This window comes from Silanimonas sp. (assembly GCF_044377035.1).
Classification (GTDB): domain Bacteria; phylum Pseudomonadota; class Gammaproteobacteria; order Xanthomonadales; family Xanthomonadaceae; genus Silanimonas.
In genome coordinates this window covers 25,682-46,725 of record NZ_JBILJW010000022.1, presented here as the reverse complement: position 1 = coordinate 46,725, position 21,044 = coordinate 25,682, and the positions used below count along the sequence as shown (strand labels likewise).

At 69.6% G+C, this 21,044-nt stretch carries 19 protein-coding genes; all 19 read right to left on the bottom strand.

Going from position 1 to position 21,044, the window contains the following annotated elements; genetic code table 11:
- Positions 1-92: 92 nt before the first annotated feature.
- Positions 93-1,139, bottom strand: a complete 1,047-nt coding sequence (locus ACIQ6S_RS12155) for a chemotaxis response regulator protein-glutamate methylesterase (RefSeq protein ID WP_397608585.1) — start codon at positions 1,137-1,139, stop codon at positions 93-95.
- Positions 1,139-1,759: a chemoreceptor glutamine deamidase CheD gene (gene cheD, locus ACIQ6S_RS12150; protein WP_397608594.1), complete on the bottom strand. Its 621-nt coding sequence runs from the start codon at positions 1,757-1,759 to the stop codon at positions 1,139-1,141. The genes ACIQ6S_RS12155 and cheD overlap by 1 nt, the downstream gene beginning before the upstream one ends.
- 2 nt (positions 1,760-1,761) lie before the next feature.
- On the bottom strand, positions 1,762-2,625 hold the full coding sequence (locus tag ACIQ6S_RS12145) for a CheR family methyltransferase (protein WP_397608584.1): 864 nt from the start codon (positions 2,623-2,625) through the stop codon (positions 1,762-1,764).
- 3 nt (positions 2,626-2,628) lie between these two features.
- Complete coding sequence (locus tag ACIQ6S_RS12140; RefSeq protein ID WP_397608583.1) at positions 2,629-5,496, bottom strand: methyl-accepting chemotaxis protein; 2,868 nt, start codon at positions 5,494-5,496, stop codon at positions 2,629-2,631.
- Between the two features lie 22 nt (positions 5,497-5,518).
- Complete coding sequence (locus tag ACIQ6S_RS12135; RefSeq protein ID WP_297865642.1) at positions 5,519-5,992, bottom strand: chemotaxis protein CheW; 474 nt, start codon at positions 5,990-5,992, stop codon at positions 5,519-5,521.
- Between the two features lie 28 nt (positions 5,993-6,020).
- A complete protein-coding gene (locus ACIQ6S_RS12130) occupies positions 6,021-8,657 on the bottom strand; it encodes a methyl-accepting chemotaxis protein (RefSeq protein WP_397608582.1) in 2,637 nt (878 codons plus the stop codon).
- 32 nt (positions 8,658-8,689) lie between these two features.
- The gene (locus ACIQ6S_RS12125) at positions 8,690-10,732 is read right to left on the bottom strand and encodes a chemotaxis protein CheA (RefSeq protein WP_397608581.1); all 2,043 of its coding nucleotides are present in this window, start codon (positions 10,730-10,732) and stop codon (positions 8,690-8,692) included.
- A gap of 65 nt (positions 10,733-10,797) precedes the next feature.
- Positions 10,798-11,163, bottom strand: a complete 366-nt coding sequence (locus tag ACIQ6S_RS12120; protein WP_297865639.1) for a response regulator — start codon at positions 11,161-11,163, stop codon at positions 10,798-10,800.
- Between the two features lie 28 nt (positions 11,164-11,191).
- The gene (locus ACIQ6S_RS12115) at positions 11,192-11,461 is read right to left on the bottom strand and encodes an STAS domain-containing protein (RefSeq protein ID WP_397608580.1); all 270 of its coding nucleotides are present in this window, start codon (positions 11,459-11,461) and stop codon (positions 11,192-11,194) included.
- A gap of 71 nt (positions 11,462-11,532) precedes the next feature.
- Positions 11,533-12,645, bottom strand: coding sequence for a chemotaxis protein CheW (locus tag ACIQ6S_RS12110; protein WP_397608579.1), 1,113 nt, complete (start codon positions 12,643-12,645; stop codon positions 11,533-11,535).
- Positions 12,642-13,427, bottom strand: a complete 786-nt coding sequence (locus ACIQ6S_RS12105) for a ParA family protein (RefSeq protein WP_397608578.1) — start codon at positions 13,425-13,427, stop codon at positions 12,642-12,644. Before ACIQ6S_RS12105 ends, ACIQ6S_RS12110 begins: the two co-directional genes overlap by 4 nt.
- The gene (motD, locus tag ACIQ6S_RS12100) at positions 13,427-14,386 is read right to left on the bottom strand and encodes a flagellar motor protein MotD (protein ID WP_397608577.1); all 960 of its coding nucleotides are present in this window, start codon (positions 14,384-14,386) and stop codon (positions 13,427-13,429) included. The genes ACIQ6S_RS12105 and motD overlap by 1 nt, the downstream gene beginning before the upstream one ends.
- Positions 14,387-14,396: 10 nt before the next feature.
- Positions 14,397-15,137, bottom strand: coding sequence for a flagellar motor protein (locus ACIQ6S_RS12095; RefSeq protein ID WP_397608576.1), 741 nt, complete (start codon positions 15,135-15,137; stop codon positions 14,397-14,399).
- Positions 15,138-15,140: 3 nt separating this feature from the next.
- Positions 15,141-16,793 (bottom strand): chemotaxis protein CheA, encoded by a 1,653-nt coding sequence (locus ACIQ6S_RS12090; RefSeq protein ID WP_397608575.1) that lies wholly within the window; start codon positions 16,791-16,793, stop codon positions 15,141-15,143.
- A 12-nt stretch (positions 16,794-16,805) separates the two neighbouring features.
- On the bottom strand, positions 16,806-17,423 hold the full coding sequence (locus tag ACIQ6S_RS12085) for a protein phosphatase CheZ (RefSeq protein ID WP_297865632.1): 618 nt from the start codon (positions 17,421-17,423) through the stop codon (positions 16,806-16,808).
- Positions 17,420-17,812: a chemotaxis response regulator CheY gene (gene cheY, locus ACIQ6S_RS12080; protein ID WP_297865631.1), complete on the bottom strand. Its 393-nt coding sequence runs from the start codon at positions 17,810-17,812 to the stop codon at positions 17,420-17,422. The genes ACIQ6S_RS12085 and cheY overlap by 4 nt, the downstream gene beginning before the upstream one ends.
- A 94-nt stretch (positions 17,813-17,906) precedes the next feature.
- Positions 17,907-18,659, bottom strand: coding sequence for an RNA polymerase sigma factor FliA (locus tag ACIQ6S_RS12075; RefSeq protein ID WP_397572487.1), 753 nt, complete (start codon positions 18,657-18,659; stop codon positions 17,907-17,909).
- Positions 18,656-19,495 carry a MinD/ParA family protein gene (locus tag ACIQ6S_RS12070; protein ID WP_397608574.1) on the bottom strand — a complete coding sequence of 280 codons (840 nt, stop codon included), beginning with the start codon at positions 19,493-19,495 and terminating at the stop codon, positions 18,656-18,658. Before ACIQ6S_RS12070 ends, ACIQ6S_RS12075 begins: the two co-directional genes overlap by 4 nt.
- Positions 19,485-21,017 carry a flagellar biosynthesis protein FlhF gene (gene flhF / locus ACIQ6S_RS12065; protein WP_397608573.1) on the bottom strand — a complete coding sequence of 511 codons (1,533 nt, stop codon included), beginning with the start codon at positions 21,015-21,017 and terminating at the stop codon, positions 19,485-19,487. The genes ACIQ6S_RS12070 and flhF overlap by 11 nt, the downstream gene beginning before the upstream one ends.
- Between the last annotated feature and the right edge of the window lie 27 nt (positions 21,018-21,044).

Sequence of the window (21,044 nt, the reverse complement as noted above, 5' to 3'; positions counted from 1 at the left end):
AATCTCCCCGCTGGTATCGGCGCTTGCGGGGTGTTCTTTAGAGTCCTCCTGAAGCCAGGAGGGGGCCTTCCACCCCCTGCAAGTCCCGTGCCTCAGGCGTTCCGCGCCAGCTCCAGCAGGCGTCCAGCGACCTTGTCCAGCGGCAACACTTCGTCGGCGGCACCCAGCCGGAAGGCCGTGCCCGGCATGCCCCAGACCACGCTGGTGGCCTCGTCCTGCACCAGGGTGCGGATGCCGGCCTGGCGTAGCGTCAACAATTCGCGGCTGCCATCGTCACCCATGCCGGTGAGCAGAGCCGCCACGCAGTTGGTACCGGCCGCCTTCAGCACGGAGTTGAACATCACGCCCACCGAGGGCTTGTGGCGGTTCACGGGTTCGGTGTCGATGACACGGCAGCGCCAGCGGGCGCCGTCGCGCACCACTTCGAGGTGCTTGCCACCGGGCGCAACGTACGCGTGGCCGGCGAGGATCGGCGCACCATCCTCGGCCTGCATCACCACCATCGCCGAATGCTTGTTGAGGCGCTCAGCGAAGGGCCGGCTGAATTCGGCCGGGATGTGCTGGGTGATGACGGTGGCCGGCGCGTCGGCCGGCATCATCTCGAGCACCACGCGCAGGGCTTCGGTGCCGCCGGCGGAGGCGCCGATGGCAATGAGCTTGTCGGTGGTGCGGAAGGCCATGGCCGTCGCCGGGGCGTGCGACACGGGCTTGTCCACCGGCCGCGCGGGAAGGCTGATGATCTTGGCCTTCGCCGCCATCTTCACCTTCTCGCAGAGGATCGGGCCGTAGGCCGTCAGCCCCTTCGCCACGTCGAGCTTGGGCTTGGTGACGAAATCGATGGCGCCGAGCTCCAGCGCCTTCAGCGTGACGTCGGCACCGGCCTCGGTGAGGCTCGAGACCATCACCACCGGCAGCGGATGCAGGCGCATCAGGTTGGCGAGGAATTGCAGGCCGTCCATGCGCGGCATTTCGACGTCGAGCGTCAGCACGTCGGGCTTCAGCTGCTTGATCTTGTCGCGCGCGATGATCGGGTCCGGCGCCGCGCCGATGACTTCGATCTCGGGATCCTTCGACAGGATCTCGGTGAGCAGCTGCCGCACGAGGGCGGAGTCGTCGATGATCAGGACCTTGATGGGCATCAGAACAGCTCCACGGAGCCAGCGATCGGCGCTTGCCGCAACCGCTCCTTGTAGGCGACTTCCTCGGCGGCCACGGCGTCGTCGTGTGCGTGCGGCAACAACTTCACCATGGCCTTCCCGGTCGTCGGGAAATAACAGATCTTGCGGGGATGGATGCCGCCGAGGTCCTTGGCGACGACATTGATCTTCTCGTCGCGAAGGAACTCGGAGACGAACTGGGCGTTGCGCGTGCCGACCGGCGTCGAGGTGAAGCTCTTGAGCACGTTCCCGCCGCCGAACACCTTGCACTCGAAGCGCTCGCGGCGAGCGCCGGCCTTGATGAGCTCGTTGATCAACAGCTCCATCGCATGCAGCCCGTAACGGGCGGGCGCGCCGTCGCTGGTGTCGCCGTCGGGCAGCATGAAGTGGTTGATGCCGCCGAGGTGGGTGAACGGGTCGCGGATGCACGCCGCCACGCAGCTGCCGAGCACCGTCATCAATCCGACCGGCTGGTCGGTCACGAAGAACTCGGCGGGCAGGATCTTGATGACATCGGCGCCGAGCTGCGCATCCCTGTAGACCAGCGGCGAGGCGCGCGAGCGTGCCGAGGCATCCGCATCGAGCGCGCGGGCGGCGCGGATCTTCACCTGCCGGCCCCGCCGGCGGCCGAGGCACGGCGGTACAGTGAGCGGCCGCAGGTGGCGACGATGTCGCTGGCGTGCATGTAGTTCTCGGAGTGCCCGGTGTAGAGCAGGCTCTCGGCACCCATCTTCAGGACGATCTTCGACAGGATCTCGCGCTGCATCGGCTTGTCGAAGTAGATCATCACGTTGCGGCAGAACACCGCGGCGAACTCCGGGCTGCGCGGATAGCTCGCGTCGAGGAGGTTGAGCGTCTGGAACTCGACGAGTTCGCGCAAAGCGGGCTTCACACGAACGAGGCCATCGTTGCCACCGGTGCCACGCAAGAAGAACTTCTTTTTGCGCTCCTCGGACAGGCCGGCGATGCGCTCGAAGGGGTAGACGCCGCGCGAGCCGGTCTCAAGCACCTGAGTGTCGACGTCGGTGGCCCAGAGCCGCACCGGCGGCTTCAGCGTGCCCCAGACCTCGCAGGCGGTGATGAGGATGGAATACGGCTCCTCGCCGGTGGAGGCGGCGCAGCACCACAGATCGACGTGGCCGCCCTTCGCCTTCAACTTGCCGAGCTGCTCGGCGAGGATCTCGAAGTGGTGGCCCTCGCGGAAGAAGCTGGTGAGGTTGGTGGTCAGCGCGTTGGTGAACTGCTGCCACTCCTCGTCGTCCTGCGGTTGCCGCTGCAGGTGGGCGAGGTACTCCTCGAAGCTCGACAGGCCGAGCGTGCGCAACCGCCGGGTCAGGCGGCTGTAGACCATGTCGCGCTTGCTGTCGGTGAGCGCGATGCCCACCCGCTTGCGGATCAGGTCGCAGACGACCTTGAAATCGCGGTCGGTGTACTCGAAGTCCCTGGGCCCTGTCCCGATGGCAGCCATGGCTCAGGCCTCGCCATCGCCCGCGAGCCGGAAGCGCGCGACCAGTTGCACCAGCGTGGCCGCCTGGTCCTCCATGGAGTGGGCGGCGGCCGTGGCCTCCTCGACGAGCGCGGCGTTCTGCTGCGTGGCCTCGTCGATGTGCGTGATGGTCTGGTTGACCTGCTCGATGCCCTGGCTCTGCTCGATCGACGCCGCCGAGATCTCGCCGATCAGGTCGGTGACGCGCCGCACCGAGCCGACCACCTCGTGCATGGTCTGTCCCGCCTGGCCGGCCAGCTTGGCGCCGGTGCCGATGCGGGCGTTCGATTCCTCGATGATGCCGCGGATCTGCTTGCTGGCGTCCGCGGTGCGCTGCGCGAGGCTGCGCACTTCCGATGCGACCACCGCGAAGCCACGGCCCGCTTCGCCGGCACGCGCGGCTTCCACCGCGGCGTTGATAGCGAGGATGTTGGTCTGGAAGGCGATGCTGTTGATGGTGCCGATGATGTCGCCAATCTTCTTCGAGCTGGCCTGGATCTGCGCCATGGTCTGCACCACGTCATCGACCAGCTTGCCGCCGTCGACGGCCACCTGGGCGGCACCGCCGGAGAGCGTCGTCGCCTGCTTCGCCGACTCGGCGTTCTGCTTCACCGTCGCGGTCAGCTCTTCCATCGACGAGGCGGTTTCCTCGAGGCTGGCGGCCTGCTGCTCGGTGCGGCTGGAGAGGTCCTGGTTGCCCGCGGCGATCTCGCTCGAGGCCGTGGTGATCGACTCGGCCGCGTCGCGGATGGCGGCGATGACCTCGGAAAGACGCTCGGCGCTGCTGTTGGCGTCGTCGCGCATCTGCGCGAATACGCCGCGCAGCTCGGCGGTGGAGCGCTGCGCGAGATCGCCCTCGGCCAGCGCCGCCAAGACGACCTGCACTTCGGCCACGCCGGCGCGGGTCGCGCCGAGCAGCTCGTTGATCGAGGCCGCGAGGTCGCGCAGGAAGCCCTGCTTGCCTTCCAGCGACAGCGCGCCGGAAAGGTCGCCGGCCGCCGCCGCGGAGACGATCGACTGCACCTCACGCTGGGTGGCCAGCTCGGCCGTGCGCTCTGTCCAGGTCACGACGCTGCCGCGGTAGCTGCCGTCGTCGTCGAACCACGGGCTCAACTCGAGCAGGAAGGTGCGGCCGCCGTAGGCACGCTCGACCTCGAAGGCCTGCACCGGCGGCGTGGCCATCGGGTAGAGGGTGCCGAAATGGAACCCCACCATCGCCTCGGCGCTGAAGCCCTTCGCGACGCTGGCGATCGCGGCCTCGGCATCGGTGAACAGCGTGCGCATCGCGCGGTTGGCGTAGCTGATCACGTGGTCGCGGTCAGTCATCATCACCGCGCTGGACGCGGCGTCCAGGGCATTCGCAATTGCCGAGGTCTCGTCGGCGAGGCGCTTCACCTCGGCCGCGGCGCGACGCTCGACTTCCTGCCGCTTGCGCAGCTTGTTGATCATGTCGCTGAGCGCGCGGTTCAGCGCACCGATCTCGGCGCGCGCTTCGGCGTCGGGCTGCGCGTCGAGGTCGCCGGCGGCGACGGCGTTGGCGAAGCCAACGGCTCGGTTCAGCGGCTGCGCCACCAGCAGTCGGGACAACCACACGACCGCCGCGCCGATCACGAGGGCGCCGATCAGGGAGAACAGCAGGATGCGCCGGCCGAGGGCGCGGGCCTGCGCTTGCACGGCTTTCTCCGGCACCTGCGCCATCAGGCGCCAGCCGAAGGGCTCGAAGGTGCGCAAAGCCACGAGATGCGCCTCGTTGACCGCGGGCTGGGTCGGTTCGGCCCACACCGGCAGGTCGGCGACGTGGCTGCCGTCTGGATTCTCCAATGCCTCGGCAATGCTGGCGGCGGCCGGATCGGCTTCCTCGCCACGCAGCGCCGTGTCGTAGAGCATCGGATGGACGACGAAGCGCGAGTCGCCATCGCGGGTCTGCACCACGACGAGGCGACCGCCGTCGCCGAGGTCGAGCTCGGCCAGCTTCTCATTGAGGGCGGTCAGAGCCGCCTCGTAGCCGATGCCCACCATGACCGCACCGACGACGCCACCATCGTCGTCCGTCGTGCCGCTGGCGGAGAAGATCGGCTCGTAATGGGTGATGTAGTCGGTGCCGTAAATGCGCTCCGCCGAGGTGAGCGGTTCGCCAGCCATCAGCTTCGCGTAGGCCGGATGCTCCCGCGACATGGTCGCGCCGAGCGGGCGGCTGCCCATGTCGTCCAGCAGCGAGGAAGTGATCTGCTTCAAGTCTTCGCCGTCGAGCACGAAGATCACGGCGGCGGCCTCGGTATTCGTCGTGAAGTCGTCGACCAGCACAGTGTCGCCATTGATCAGGCGATCATCCATGCGCAGTGCCGGGGCGTCGCCCTCACCGGCCGGGATGCGCTCGTCGGGGCTGCGGACGATGATCGTCTGCGGCAGCGTTCCGAGGAAGGCGCCGTACATGCGCAGCACGTCCTCGTCCAGCCCTTGGCGGTAGACCTCGAGGGTGGCCATCACCGCGTCGGTGGAAGAAGCCAGGCCCTGCTCCGCCTTTTCGTTCAACGCCGAGGCGCTGCTGCGCGAGACGATCTGCGCGATCAGTCCGAGGATCAGCACGACGACGATGGCGGCGACGATGCTCAGGCGCCCACCGACGCTCCATTCGCGACCATCGCTGGTGCGGAACATCGCGAGGCTGCGCCTCGCCGCAACGCCTGCCATGCGCACCGGCGGTAGCGCTCGTAAGCGCCCCCAGGCCGCGGTAACCGGGCCGATCAACTTCGCGAGCGCCGGATGGCGGAGCACGCCACCGAGGCCCGATCCGATGCGCCGCAGGAGGCCAAGGGCCCGCTGCGCCACGTGCTTCAGCCCCTGCTGCGCCATGCGGTTCTCCTCGGGTGCTGGATCAGGCGGCCACCGGCGTGGAGCCGGTGATGTCGGCACTCAGGATCAGGGCCTCGATGTCGAGCAGGATGAGCATGCGCTCGCCAACGGTCGCGATGCCGGAGATGTAGCGCGTGTCGATGATCCCGCCGAACTCCGGCGTGGGGCGGATGTCGACCGGTTCGACGCGGACGACGTCGGAGACGCCGTCGACGACCGCGGCGATCACCTTGCCCTTGAGGTTGAGCACGATCATCACGGTGAATTCGTCGTAGGTCGCGCTGCCGAGCTTGAACTTCAGCCGCAGGTCCACCACCGGGACGATGACGCCGCGGAGGTTGATCACACCCTTGATGTATTCGGGCGCTTCGGGGACGCGGGTGACGGTGTCGTAGCCCCGGATCTCCTGCACCGAGAGGATGTCGACGCCGTACTCCTCGGGCCCGAGCTTGAAGGCGAGGAACTCGTGCGAGACATCGTTGCTGTTCGTGCTCATGGGCGGAACCCTCGGGAAGACGTGGAGATCATGCGTCGTCGCGGAACGACGATCCGTGCGCTGCGGCCGATTCCTCGCGCAGCGTGAAGCGGGCGGTGAGCTCGGCCAGGGCGGCGGCCTGGTCGGCCATCGACTTGGCCGCGGCGGTGGCTTCCTCCACCAGTGCGGCGTTTTGTTGCGTCGCGGAATCCATCTGCGTGATGGTCTGGCTGACCTGGCCGATGCCGGTGGCCTGCTCGACCGAGGCCTCGGCGATGAGCTGCATCAGGCCATTGACGCGGCGGATCGCCGCCTCGGTGTCCTGCATGGTGCGGCCGGCAGCGTTCACCACCGTCGAGCCCTCGCCGACGCGCTGGTTCGACTTCTGGATCAGCATCTTGATCTCGCGGGCCGAGGCAGCGGAACGCTGCGCCAGTGCGCGCACTTCCGACGCCACCACGGCGAAGCCGCGGCCCTGCTCGCCGGCACGCGCAGCCTCCACCGCCGCGTTGAGCGCGAGGATGTTGGTCTGGAAGGCGATGCCGTCGATGGTGGTGATGATGCTTTCGATCTGGCGCGCACCGTCGGCGATGCCCTGCATCGACTGGACGACCTGCTCGATCTCTTTTGCGCCGCGACCCGAGATGTCGGCCGCCTGGGCCGCGACCTCGCGGCCGCTGCGGGCCGAATCGGCGTTCTCGCGAACGCTGGCGGTGAGCTCCTCGACCGAGGCCGCGGTTTCCTCGAGGTTGGCCGCCTGCTGTTCCGTGCGGACGGAGAGGTCCTGGTTGCCCGCCGCGATTTCGCTGGACGCGGTGTGGATCTGCTCGACGGCGACCTTGATCTGGGAGAGGACATCCTCGAGCGCATCGGCGGTGGCGTTGGCGTCGTCGCGCATCTGCGCGAACACGCCGTGCAGCGTCGCTTCCGAACGCACCGTCAGGTCGCCGACCGCAAGAGCCGCCAGCACCGCCTGCACCTCGCTGACGCCGGTGGCGGTCGCATCGAGCAGCCGGTTGAGTGCCGTGCCCAGCTGCAGGAAGAAGCCGTGCTTGCCGGTGAGGCGGATGCGGCCGTCGAGGCGGCCCTCGGACGCGGCACCCACCAGCGCATTGACCTCAAGCTCGGTGCGCACTTCTTCGGTGCGGTCGGTCCAGTTGGCGACGAGGCCGGCGAAGCGCCCTTCGTCATCACGCAGCGGCGCCAGCGCCAGCTGCACGTGGAACTCGCCGAACCGCAGCGCCGCGACGCTCACGCCGCCGTTGGCATCGGTGGCCTGGCGGGCTTCCGGATGGACCGCGAACAGCGATTGCCCGACCGGCGTGGCGGGGTTGAAGCCCGTCACGCTGGCTTCGATGGCCGGCGCCATGTCGCGCAGGGAGGACTGGGCGGCATCGTTCGCGTAGACGATCGCGCCGGAAGCGTCGGCGATCATCACGCCGGCGGCGGCGCCATCAAGCGCGCTGCGGACGCGCTGGTTCACGGCGGCGACGCGACGCTCCTCGGCGATGCGCGCGCCGAGATCGCGCTGCATCTTCCGCAGCGCCGAAGCCACCTGGCCCACTTCGTCCTCGCCCTTGCCGGCGATCGGATGGTCGAGCTTGCCCTCGGCCAAGGCCGAAACATCGACGACCGTTTGCTCCAGCGGATCACGGACGAGGCGGACGAGGATCAGGCGGGCGAGGAAGGCCAGCGCGAGCGCGCTCAGCAGGCCGATCAGCAGCACCCGGTTTCGGATGCTCTTCACGCCTTCGAACACCGCCGCCTCCGGCGCCGACACGCCAAGCACGAAGTGCTTCGGATCCTTGGTGCCGACGCGGAAGGGCATGTACAGCTGAAGGGAATCGCCGCCCACCGCGGCATCCTCGGCACTGATCAGCAGCGTCTCGCCCTTGGCAGCCGCCGCGAGGATGTCGTCCATGCGCGGATGGACCGCGGGCTTGCCCAGCTGGTCGGCCTCCGGGCCGGCCATCAGCATGCCGGACGGCGAGTAGAGGCGAAGCACACCCGTCTCGTAGGGGCGGACCTTGGCGAGCTCGGCCTGCAGGCCGGCCAGCGTCACGTCGGCACCGGCCACGCCGCGGAACTCGCCATCCTTGAAGATCGGCACCATCAGGCTGGTCATCAGCACTTCGGCGCCGCTGACCTCATACGGATAGGGCTCGAACATCGTCTCGCCCCCGAGGTCACGCGCGGCGGCGTAGTAATCCTCGGCACCGATGTCCTCGGTGTCACCGCCTTCTTCGGCGGTGACCGAGCCGTCGTCGTTGCGGACCCAGTAGGCGGTGAAGCGGCCGATGGTGGGGATGGCAATGACGTTGTTGCCGATGAAATCGGCGTCCCGGCCATCGAAGGCGTCGCGCTCGAACTCCACCCAATACCCGAGCGCCGTGGTGTCACGGCGGGTGTAGCGGCCGACCATGTCGTTGATCAGCTCGCGGCTGGGGCGCTCGCGGGCCATTTCGGCCTCGGTGGCGTCGGCGAGGCCGCGCACCTGCGCGAGGGTGTTCTCCATCGCGAGGCGCACGCGGTAGGCCTGGGACTCCGCCAGCGAATGCAGTTCGCTTTCCGCGCTTTCGGTCTGGACCTCGCTGGCCTTGCCATTGATCAGCCACGCCGCGACTGCGAAAGCGACGATGGCGAGGCCGCCGATGCCGAGAGTGGTGCGTGCCGCGATAGAACGCATCTGCTACTCCGTTGGACGCTGGCGGGAGAGGGTCAGGCCGCCTTGCTGTTGGTATTCACCCGGCCCCGCACGAGGCCGGGGACGTCGAGGATCAGGGCGACGCGACCGTCGCCGAGGATCGTCGCGCCGGAAATGCCTTCGATGCGGCGGTAGTTGGTCTCGAGGCTCTTCACCACGACCTGCTGCTGGCCGATGAGGGCATCGACTTCGATCGCGAGCTTCTGGCCGTCGCCTTCGACGATGACGGTGATCTCGGGCTTGTCGGCGCCACCCATGCCGAAGTGGTTGCCGAGGTGGACCATCGGCAGGTATTCGCCGCGCACTTTCAGCACGCGCCCTTCGGCGTTGACGGTGCGGACGTTCTCGCCGGCCGGCTTCATCGACTCGATGACGTAGCCCAGCGGCAGCACGAACACCTCGTTGCCGACGCCCACGGTCATGCCGTCGAGGATGGCGAGGGTCAGCGGCAGCTTGATCGTGACCTTGGTGCCCTTGCCCGTGAAGCTCTCGAGCACGGTCTCGCCGCCCAGGCTCTGGATGTTCCGACGCACCACGTCCATGCCCACGCCACGACCCGAGAGGTCGGTAACGGCATCGGCGGTGGAGAAGCCCGGCGCGAAGATCAGGTTCCAGACGTCGGCATCGGTGGGATTGTCGGCGATCGGGATGCCCTTCTCGCGAGCCTTCGCCAGGATGCGATCGCGGTTGAGGCCCTTACCGTCGTCGCTGACCTCGATGATGATGTTGCCGCCCTGGTGGGAGGCCGCCAGCGTGATGGTGCCCACCGGGTCCTTGCCCGCCTTGATGCGGTCCTCGGTGGTCTCGAGGCCGTGGTCGATGGCATTGCGCACGAGGTGCACCATCGGGTCGCTGATCTTCTCGATCAGGCCCTTGTCGAGCTCGGTGCTCTCACCGAAGGTCTTGAGGTTCACCTGCTTGCCAAGGCGCCCGGCGAGGTCGCGGACCAGGCGCGGGAAGCGCTTGAACACGGCATCGACCGGCAGCATGCGCACGCTGATGACGGCTTCCTGGAGGTCGCGCGTGTTGCGCTCCAGCGTCTCCAGCCCGGCGAGCAGGCGCTCGGCCAGCGGGCCGTCCATGCCAGTACCGACCTGCTTCAGCATGGCCTGCGTGATCACCAGTTCGCCGACGAGGTTGATCAGCATGTCGACCTTGCTGGCCTGCACGCGGATCGAGGCGTCCTCGTTCGCACCACCGCCGCCGGCAGGCGCGCCGCCACCGGCCGCGGCGATCGGGATCGCGCCCGCAGCGGGAGCGGCCGGGGCCTCGGCAGCCACGGGCGCAGGCGCCGGTGCGGGAGCCGGCTCCGCCGCGGCGGGCGCCGCGGGCGCGGCACCACCGTCGCCATTGATGGAGAGGTCGCACTCGTCCTCCACCCAGGAGAACGCGTCGCGGATGACCGCTTCCGATGCCGACCCCGGGAGGGTCAGCGTCCACTTCAGGTAGCTCTGGGTCGGATCGAGATCGCCGAAGGCCGGCAGCCCGGAGAGATCGCAGTCGACCTTCATCTCGCCGAGTTCGGCCAGCTCGCGGATGATCCGCAGAGGGTCGTTGCCGCTCATGAACATCGAGGGCTTCGGCGCGAAGGCGATGACGAACTGGTCGGGCGCCTTGGGCTTGGGCGCCGCAGCGGCGGGCTTGGCGCCACCACCGACGGCGATCGTCGCCCTGCCGGTGAGCACGCCGTTGAGCTGCGCAACGATGCCGGCGCCGTCATCGGCCGGCGGCACGCCTTGCTCGGCGGCCTTGAGCAGGCCACGCAGCACGTCGACGGAAGCCAGCAGCGCGTCCATCGCGTCGGTGGTGAGCGGACGCTTTCCAGCACGCAGCTCGTCGAGCAGCGTTTCCAGCACGTGGGTGAGTTCGGCGACCTTGGTGAAGCCGAAGGTGGCGGAACCGCCCTTGATCGAATGCGCCGCGCGGAACACGGCGTTGATGGTGTCCGCACTGCCGCGGCCGCCTTCGAGGTCGAGCAGGCCGGCCTCCATGACCTCGAGGCCTTCGCGGCTTTCCTCGAAGAAGGTGGCGTGGAATCGCTTGAGATCGTTGCTCATCGAAGAATCCCGGAGTGCCAACCGCGAAACATGGGGAGCGCGCCGGCGGGTCGCCGGCGGCGCTGTCAGCCGAGCACTTTCTTGACCGTCGCGACCAGCTGGTCGGGGTTGAACGGCTTCACCAGCCAGCCCGTGGCGCCCGCGGCCTTGCCTTCGGCCTTCTTGTCGGCGCCGGCTTCGGTCGTGAGCATCAGCATCGGGGTGAACTTGTAGTCCGGTAGCTCGCGCAGGTGCTTGATGAGCGTGATGCCGTCCATGTTCGGCATGTTCACGTCGGTCACGACCGCGTTGAACTTCGCCCCCTTGGCCTTGCCCAGCGCGACGACGCCGTCCTCCGCCTCGGTCACGGTGAACCCGGCACCCGTCAGGGTGAAGGCGACCATTTGTCGCATCGAAGCCGAGTCGTCGACGACCAGGATGTGCGCAGTCATGGGGCAGTCCTCATTGATTCAATGGAGTTCAGGCGAGGCCGAGCTCGGAGGCCAGACCGAGGGAAACCGCGGCGTCGCGCACGGCGGCGGCGCACGGCGCGATGCGCGTCGTGCGGCCGGCTTGGCGACGGGTTCGGACGAAAGCGGCGAGGACCTGGATGGAGGCGCTGTGGACGCGTCCGGCTTCGCCCGCGGCGAGCACCACCTCATCGGCGGTGTCGAGATGCGCGGCCAGCTCCGCCTTGAGGCCTTCGCTGGCTTCGATACCCCATTCGGGACTCAACGCTACGGTCGGCATGTTTCCCCTCGACGTCCAGGACGATCCATGGAACACCCCCCGCCCCGTTGCGGTGGGCGACGAGGTTGCGTTCAGCCTAGCAGCCCCACCGCGTCGAGGAGTATCACAGGTTGTGAATTCAATCGTGTCACACCACGCAGCATCGCGCTGCCCGGGGCGGCCAGGGTGTTCTCGGCCGGCTCGACCTGGCCGTCCGCGATGGCGTGGACGTCCAGGACCGCACTGACCTTGAGCGCGAGGCAGTCGCCATTCTGCTCCAGCACGACATAGCGGGTTTGTGCGGATTCCTCCACTTCTTCAAGCCCGAGCCACACCCCGAGGTCGAGGACCGGAACGACGACGCCCCGCAGGTTCATGACCCCGAGGATGGAGGCATCGGTGTCGCGCATGGGCAGGACGCCAACCGGGAGCAGCACCTCCTGCACCTTCAGCAGCTCGACGCCGTAGTCCTGGCCGTGCACGCGCATGCGCAGCCAGCGCGAGCTGCGCCGGCTGGCGCGACGCTCCTGGCCCCGCCAGTCGTCGCCCTCGTCGCTGCCGGCCTGGGCTTCGGCAGGCTCCTCCGCGGCGCGCGGGGGCGGCGCGGCCGTGGCACGGGCGGCCGCCACGGCGACGCTGGCGGCCGAGGCGACCGCGCCGGGCGGCTTTCCGCCATGCAGCGTGTCGAGCAGGGCTTCGAATTCGTCCTCGCTGATCTCGTCACCGCCGGCGGCCGGCTTGGCGGGCGTCGCCGCAGCCGGCACCGGAGCCGACGTCACCGCGCCGGGCGGGGCACCCCCATGCAGCGCGTCCAGCAGGGCTTCGAACTCGTCCTCGCTGATCTCGTCGGGGTTGGCCGGCGCCTTGGGCGCGGGTGCCGACGCCACCGGAGCCGCCGCCGCGGTGCCGGGCGGTGCATCGCCGTGCAGCGCGTCAAGCAGGGCTTCGAACTCGTCTTCGGTGATTTCGTCGGGATTGGCCGGCGGCGGGGTGGACACGGTCACGGCAGGCTCCGGGGCGACGGCAGGCGTGGAGGCGGGAAGTTCGGCAACGGGCGGCGCAGGCGCGGCCGGCTCCGGGGTAGGCGCGGGCGGCGGTGCCGCGACAGGCGCGGGTGCGGCGGGCGCGGGATCGCCGGCCATGGTGCCGGCGGCGGCGGCACCGAGCAGCTGCGACAGGTAGTCGTCGACGAGGCCACCACTCATGCCGGCAGCTCCTGCGGCTGGGGCGCCTCGCGCAGCAGCCAGGCGAGAGCACGCTGGTAGGCGTCGAAGCCGCGGCTCTGCGTGACCTCGTGCGACAGCTCGGCATGGGTGAGCTCGGCGGCATCGCGCAGGCGGGTGTCGAGCGGCACGGCCTGCACCCAGGTGCGCTCGGGGTGCTGCTCGCGCAGCAGGTCGAGGGTCTCGGTGCAGGCGCGGGTGCGGCGGTCGAACAGCGTGGGCAGGATCCGCGCCGGCAAGGGGCGCTTGCGCGAGCGCTCGATCATGGTCGCCGTCTTCAGCATGCCCTCCATGCCGTGCACGCCGAGCGGCTCGGTCTGGGTGGGCACCACCAGCTGGTCGGCCGCGGCCAACGCATTGACCATCAGCAGGCCGAGCGTGGGTGGGCAATCCAGCAGCGCGTAGTCGTAGTCAGCAGCGGCGGCGGCGAGGCCCTGGCCGAGGGCGAGGCCAAGGCCGGGCGCCGTGGCCGAGCGGCGCTCCAGCGTGGCCATGCCGGCCTGCGCCGGCAGCAGGCGGAGGTTGGCGATGGGCGTGGTGCGCGACACCTCGGCGACGGCCTTCGGCGGTGACTCGAACAGGTCGAGAGTGCCGGGCGGCGACGGCTCGGTAGGGATACCGAAGGCGCGCGTCAGCGAGGCGTGCGGGTCGAGGTCGGCCAACAACACGCGCTGCCCGCGGGCGGCCAGCAGCCGTCCGAGCAGCAACGTCGTCGTGGTCTTGCCCACGCCGCCTTTCTGGTTGGCGATCGCCCACACCTGCATCAGGGAACATCCTCGGAAAGCGCCTGTGGCACCGACACCGGGGCCGGCGGACGCGCGGCTTCGGTCGGCGTGGCCGCACCGGCTTCAACGGCCGGTGGCGGCGAAACTTGATTCGACGGCCTCGCCGCGGCATCGCCGGGCGTGCCTGGCGACGTGGCCAGGATCACCAGCATCACGCGGCGGTTGGTCGAGCGCCCGGCGGGCGTGACGTTGTCGGCGACCGGCCGCTTGTCGCCGAAGCCGATCGCCGCCATCCGCCGCGGATCGACGCCGCGGCCCTCGAGCAAGCGGATCACGCTGGCGGCGCGGGCGCCCGAAAGCTCCCAATTGGACGGATACAAGGCGCTGGCGATCGGCTGGTTGTCGGTGTGGCCTTCGACGCGGAGCTCGTTCGGCAGCTCGCGCAGCACGGTCGCGAGCTGGTCGATGGCGTCGCGGGCCGGCGTGGAGAGCGTCGCCGAGCCGCTGGCGAACAACACGTCGCTGCGGATGTTCACCTCCAGCCACAGGCCCTCGCGGGTGACGGTGACCTGGTCGGACATGATCATCGGTCCGAGCGCACGCTCGACCTGGCGCTGGATGGCATCGAGCTGGATGTCGGCCTGCGCCTGCTGCTGCTCGAGCTGCATCAGTTCGATCGGGGTGATCACGGCGTCGGCACGCACGCGCTCGCTGAGGTTCACGACGCTGGGCGAGCCCGGATCGTTCTCGAAGGGCTGCGGCGGCGCGATGCTGGACGCCTCGGTGGGCTGGCCGATCTGGATGGGCGCGATGCTGCGCGGCACGCCGTCGAAAGCGGCGTTGAGCGAATCGGACATCACCCGGTACTTGCCTTCGTTGAGCGTCGAGATGGCGTACATCACGACGAAGAAGGCGAGCAGCAGGGTGATCAGGTCGCCGTAGGGGATGGCCCAGGCTTCGTGGTTGACGTGCTCTTCGTGGCGGGCGTGGCGGGCCATGGCACGGCGGTCAGTGCAGGAAGCCGCCGAGACGGGCCTCGATGTTGCGCGGGTTCTCGCCGTGGGCGATCGAGACCAGGCCTTCCAGCACCAGCTCGCGGTCGCCGGCACGGTGGCGGATGATCGACTTCAGCTTGTTCGCCGCCGGCAGGAACAGGCAGTTCGCCGAGGCGATGCCGTAGATCGTCGCGGTGAACGCCGCGGCGATGCCGCCGCCGAGCTTGGAGGGGTCGGCGAGGTTCTTCATCACCGCCATCAGGCCAAGCACGGCGCCGACGATGCCCAGCGTCGGCGCGTAGATACCCGCGGCCTCGAACACCTTGGCGGCCTGCATGTCGGCGTGTTCCTCGGCGGCGATCTCGATCTCGAGCATGTGCCGGATGCCTTCCGGCTCGACGCCGTCGACGAGCATCTGCAGGCCCTTGGCGATGTATTTGTCGGGCTGCCGCGCGACCTGCGCTTCGAGGCCCAGCAGGCCCTGCTTGCGGGCGGTGGCGGCCCAGTCGACGATCTGCGCGATCAGCTTCTTGCGGTTGTCCGGCGGCGGCTGGACGATCCAGCGCGCGATCTTCATGGCGCGCTTGAAGGTGGGCAGGCCGCTTTGCAACAGCACCGCGCCGAGCGTGCCGACGATGACGATGAGGAAGGCGGCGAAGTTCCACAGCGCCGACAGCCCCGCGCCCTTGGCGATGCTCCCGCCGATGATGGCGATGAGCGCCAGGACGAGGCCGGCGATGCTGAGGATGTCCATCGATCAGGCCCGCTTGAGCCGGTTGTTCCCGCTGCTGACGCTGCGCTGGATGCCGTCGACGTCGAGGATCAACGCGAGCGAGCCATCGCCGATCAGGGTGGCGCCGGCATAGCCCAGCAGGCCGCGCACGCGCTTCGGCAAGGCCTTGATGACGACCTCCTCGCGACCGCGCACCTGGTCGACGACGAGGCCGTAGCGGAAGTCGCCGGTCTGCAGCACGACGATGACCTCGCCGTTCTCGCAGGGCGGCACGCGCAGCCAAGCGCGCAGCCAGACCAGCGGCAGGGTGTTGGAACGCAGGTCGAGCACGGGCTGGCCATCGACATAGTCGGGCTTGCGCTGCGGCATGGGCAGCACTTCCACGACACGGCCGAGCGGCAGCGCGTAGGTCGTGTCGGCGACGCGCACCAGCAGGGTCGGCAGGATGGCCAGGGTGAGCGGCACGCGGATGGTGAAGCGCGAGCCTTGGCCCAACTCGGACTGGATCTGGATCTGGCCGGAGAGCTCGCGGATCTTGCTCTGCACCACGTCCATGCCGACGCCGCGGCCGGAGATGTCGGTGACCTCCACCTTGGTGGAGAAGCCCGGCATGAAGATGAGCTGGAAGCAGTCCTCGGCGCCGAGGCGGGCCGCGGCCTCCGGCGTCAGCAGGCCTTTCTCGACGGCCTTGGCGCGGAGTTTTTCCGGGTCCATGCCGCCGCCGTCGTCGCGGATCTCGATGGCGACCGCGTCGCCCTCTTGGCGCGCGGAGAGGAACACCTGGCCCATCGGGTTCTTGCCCGCGGCCTGGCGGACGGCCGGCCGCTCGACGCCGTGGTCGATGGCGTTGCGGACGAGATGCACCAGCGGATCGGCAAGCGCCTCGACGAGGTTGCGGTCGAGTTCGGTCTCGGCGCCTTCGAGCGTCAGCTCCACCTGCTTGTCGAGCTGGCGCGCGACGTCGCGCGCCATCTTCGGGAAGCGCTGGAACACGCGGCTGACGGGCTGCATGCGGGTGCGCATCACCGAGCCCTGCAGGCGCGCGGTGGCGTGGTCGAGCGCGGTCACTGCCCGATGCAGGTCCTCGTCCTTGAGCTTGTCGCGCAGCACCTTGAGGCGGTTGCGCGCGAGCACGAGCTCGCCGGTGAGGTTGACGATGGCGTCGAGGCGCTTGGTGTCGACGCGGACGGTCTGTTCGGTATCGCCGCCGGTCTTGGCCGGGCCGGCCGCCTTGGCGCCGGGCTTGGGAGCCGCTTTCGCGGCCGCGGCCTTGGCCGGCTTGGTGGTCGTCTGGCCGGAGGCCCAGGCCTTGATGGCGGCGATCAGGTCGGGGTCGGCGGGCTCGAGTGGCTGGCCGGCGCCGAGTGCCGCCATCTGCACGGTCAGGGTGTCGTGGCAGCGCTGGGCGTAGTCGAAGGCGTCGTCGTCGAGCAGGATCTTGCCCTCGCGGGCCTTGTCGAAGGCGTCTTCGAGCGCGTGGCAGAGCTCGACCATCGGCACCAGGCCGAGGAAGCCGGCACCGCCCTTGATGGTGTGGAAGCCGCGGAAGACCGCGTTCAGCAGGCCTTTGTCGTCGGCGGCCTGCTCGAGCTGCACGAGCTGTTCGCCGAGGCGCTCGAGGATCTCGCCGGCTTCGACGAGGAAATCGGCGGCAATGTCGGGCGAAACGGCGGACATGGAAGCACTCCCTTAGAGGCCGAGGTCGGACAACAGGTCGTCGGCATCGCTCTGCGATGTCGGCGGCTTGTCCACCCCTGCAATCGCCGGGCCAGAACCGGCCAGCGGGTCGTCGTCCTTGCGGCGCGCGCCGGGGCCGGTGGGCGGCAGGCCCATCGCGGTGAGCTGGTCGTGCACGCCACGGACGATCCCGGCCACCTTCTTGATGATCTGGCCGGTGAGGTCCTGGTAGCTCTGGGCCAGCGCCATTTCCGAGAGGTTGCTGCGCAGCTCGCGCAGAAGGGCCTCGTGGTCGGCGCTGGGGACCAGCAGCTTCTCCATCAGTTTCTGCGAGTCCTCGACGAGGTCGAGGGTGCGGTTGGTGGCCTGCTCGGTCATGGCCACGACGTGGTCGAGGCGGGCGCAGGCATCGGGCAGTTCGCCCACCGCGGCGTCGACGGCGGGAATCTCGCCGAGCGCTTCGCCGAGGCTCTGGCTCAGCTTGGCGAGCCCCTGCATCAGGGGCTGCTCCTGCCACTGGACGATGGCGCCCAGTTCGGCTTTCAGGCTGGCGTCGTCGGCGTCGCTGATCGCGGCCAACGCGGCGCGCAGGTGGGCGGTGATTTCCGCGTTGCGCGCCGGGTTGGTCATGCGGCGCTGCCCAGGCGTTCGAAGATCTTGTCGAGCTTCTCCTTCAGCGTGGCGGCGGTGAAGGGCTTGATGATGTAGCCGTTCACCCCGGCCTGCGCGGCCTCGATGATCTGCTCGCGCTTCGATTCGGCCGTGACCATCAGCACCGGTAGGGTCTTCAGCTTCTCGTCGGCGCGGATCAGCTTCAGCAGCTCGATGCCGGTGGTGCCGGGCATGTTCCAGTCGGTCACGACGAAGTCGAAACCGCCCTGCTTGAGGATGGTGTAGGCCGCGCCGCCGTCTTCGGCCTCGGCGGTGTTGGTGAAGCCCAGGTCGGCGAGCAGGTTCTTGACGATGCGTCGCATCGTCGAGAAGTCGTCCACGACCAGGATGCGCATGTTCTTGTTCACAGCAGTGCCTCGGATGGAAGGGTGCGGAATCGGTGCGGTGGAGCGCCCCTTCGCAGGGGTCGCCCAGCCGTCGGCCGGGCGAGTTTAGTCCGGGCTAGCCGACGTCCTCCGTGTCGTTATCGGCAGAACCGAACTCTCCTAAACGGCTGCGGAGGCGCAGCATGGCCTGGCCGTGGATCTGGCAGACCCGCGATTCCGAGACGCCGAGCACGGCGCCGACCTCGCGGAGGTTCATTTCCTGCTCGTAATACAGGGAGAGCACGAGCTGTTCGCGTTCGGGCAGCTGGCCGATGGCCGCGCCCAAGGCCTGCCGGAACTCGGTGGCCTGCAGGCGACGCTCCGGGGAATAGGCCGCCCCGGCGGCGACGTTCGGCTCGCCGTGGTCGTCGATGTGGGAATCGAGGCTGAGCACCTGGCCGGAGACGGCGTCTTCGAGCAGGCGGGCGTACTCCTCCGGGGCAAGGCCCAAGGCCTGGGCGATCTCGGCACCGGTGGCGGCGCGGCCGGTGGTCTGCTCGATCTGGCGGGTGACCTCGGCGGCCTCGCGGGTGCGGCGGTGCACCGAGCGCGGGGTCCAGTCGCCCTTGCGGATCTCGTCGATCATCGCGCCGCGGATGCGGATCGAGGCGTAGGTCTCGAAGCTGGCGCCCTGGTCGCTGTCGAAATTCCGGGCGGCCTCGATCAGGCCGAGCATCCCGGCCTGCACGAGGTCATCGACCTCGACGCTGGCGGGCAGGCGGGCGGCGAGATGGTGGGCGATGCGCCGCACGAGGTCGGCATGCCGCTCGACCACCTCGACGGAGGCGCTGCGCTGCACGGCTCGGTATTGGGCGGCGGGAGCGATCATGCGCGGGCACCTCCGGCCTCCAGCATACGCTCGACGAAGAACTCGATATGTCCTCGCGGCGTGGTGGCTCGGGACCAGCGGTGGATGCGGGTGGCGAGTTCGCGGAAGGCGGCCGAAGCCTGGGCGGAGGGAAAGGCCTCCACGACCGGCTTCTGCTTCTGCACGGCGCGGCGCAGGGCATCGTCCTGCGGGATGGCGCCGAGGTAGGCCAGCGAGGCCTCGGGAAGGAACTTCTCGACCACGCGGGCGAGCTTGTCGTACAGGGCGCGGCCCTCGACGGGGCTGCGCACCATGTTGGCGATGACGTGCACCCGCTGGATGCCGCGCTCGCGGCACAGCACCTTCACCAGCGCGTAGGCGTCAGTGATCGAGGCGGGCTCGTCGCAGACCACCACCAACACCTCCTGCGCGGCCTGGCAGAAGGTCAGCACGGCGTCGTTGATGCCGGCGGCGGTGTCGACGATGAGGGTGTCGAGCGGGCCCTCGTAGGTGCTGACGGCCTGCACGATGCCGGCGTGCTGCTGCGGCGTCATTTCCGCCATGTGCCGCTTGCCGGAGGACGACGGCACGATCTGCAGCCCGCGCGGCCCCGGCAGGATCACGTCGGCTAGCGTGGCGCGGCCGGCGACGACATCGGCGAGGGTCTGCTTCGGCGTGAGGCCGAGCAGCACGTCGACATTGGCGAGGCCGAAATCGGCGTCGAGCAGCATCACCCGCTCGCCGAGCGCGGCCAGCGCCGTGGCGAGGTTCACCGAGACATTGGTCTTGCCCACGCCGCCCTTGCCCGAGGCGACGGTGAGGACACGGACCGGGGCCGGCGTGGCCTCAGGCGGCATCGGCGTCCTCCGCCGGACGGTCGCCGGCGCGGCGCAGCTCCTCCAGCTTCAGCACGAGGCGGCTGGCCTCGGCGGTGCTGAGGTCGTCGGGCACGTTCTGGCCGTCGGTGGTGTAGGCCAGCGGCAGCTGGTGGCGCACCAGCACCGAGAGCGCGGCGCCGAGGCGGCCGGTTTCGTCGAGCTTGGTGAGGATGGCGGCCTCGGGCGCGACGAAGCCGAAGCGACGGATGACTTCATCCAGGTCGGCGCTATGGGCGTTCGCGGGCATGACCAGCATCGTCCGCACCTTGCCGGCGTGACGCAACCAGTTCAGCTGCCCGACCATGGCGCGGTCGCGCTGGCCGTGGCCGGCGGTGTCGACCAGCACCAGCGGGTAGTCGCGCAGGCGGTGCAAGGCCTCGTGCAGGGCCTCCTCGCTGCCGGCTTCGACCACCGTGAGGCCGAACTGGCGGCCATAGGCGTGCAGCTGCTCGCGGCCGCCGGGGCGCTGGGTGTCGGTGGTGATCAGGGCGACGTCGCGCGGGCCGTGCTCGGCCGCATAGCGGGCGGCCAGCTTGGCCAGCGTCGTCGTCTTGCCGGCGCCGGTCGGGCCGACCAGCGCCACCACGCCGGGCGTGCGCAGCGGATCGAACGTAGCGACCGGCAGCAGGTGGGCCAGTTGGCCCAGCATCAGGCCGCGGGCGCGGGCCGGGTCGGCCTCGGCCGGGATCTTGGTGGCGACCTCGCGGGCCAGTGCGTCTTCGCAGCCGTAGCTGGCCAGCGCGTCGAGGGCGAAGGCGCGCGCCGGGCTGCCGCGCAGGCGCTCGCCGGTCATGCGCTGCATCTCGCGCTCCATCATCTCGCGCATCTCAATGAGCTCGGCGCGCACCTGCACCAGGCTCGGATCTTCGTCCCAGGGCGAGATGCGGACGGCGCGCGGCGCCGAGCGGCGGGCGACGGCCTCGGCTTCGCGGTGGGTGGCGCGGGCCTGGGCGTCGAGCGCGGCCGCCGTCGGGGCGACGGTGGGCTCGGGGTCCATGAAGGCGGCGGCGGGCGCGCGCGGCGCCGGGGCGGGCCGAACGGTCTCGGAAGACGCCATCTCGGACGACGTCGAGCGGGCGATGCGCTCCTTGGCCTCGGCGAGGAAGGCGGAGAAATCGGCGCGCTTGCCGGCGCTGGGCGGTGGGGCGGCGGCGGGCGCGGCCGCCTTGGCGGCAATGGCCTTGACCAGCGACTCGGGGATCAAGGCGGGGCGCTCGTCCGACACCGGCGGCGGCGCGGCGGCGCGCAGGGCGCCGGCGAGCTGCGCCGGGAGGCCGATGTCTGCGTCGCGGGCGTTGTCGAGGGCGGTGGCGGGCTTCTGCGGCAGGAGCGACTTCAGGGCGTCCTGCGCCAGCTGTTCGTCGTAGTCGGTGGCGGCCACCACCTCGATGCCGCCCGGCACCGGACGGTTCGAGAGGATGACCGCATCGGCCCCCTGCTCCTCGCGGACCATGCGCAGCACCGTCCTCATGTCCGGGGCAACGAAGCGCTTGATCTTCATGGTGGCTCTCTCCGAATCCTGCTAACC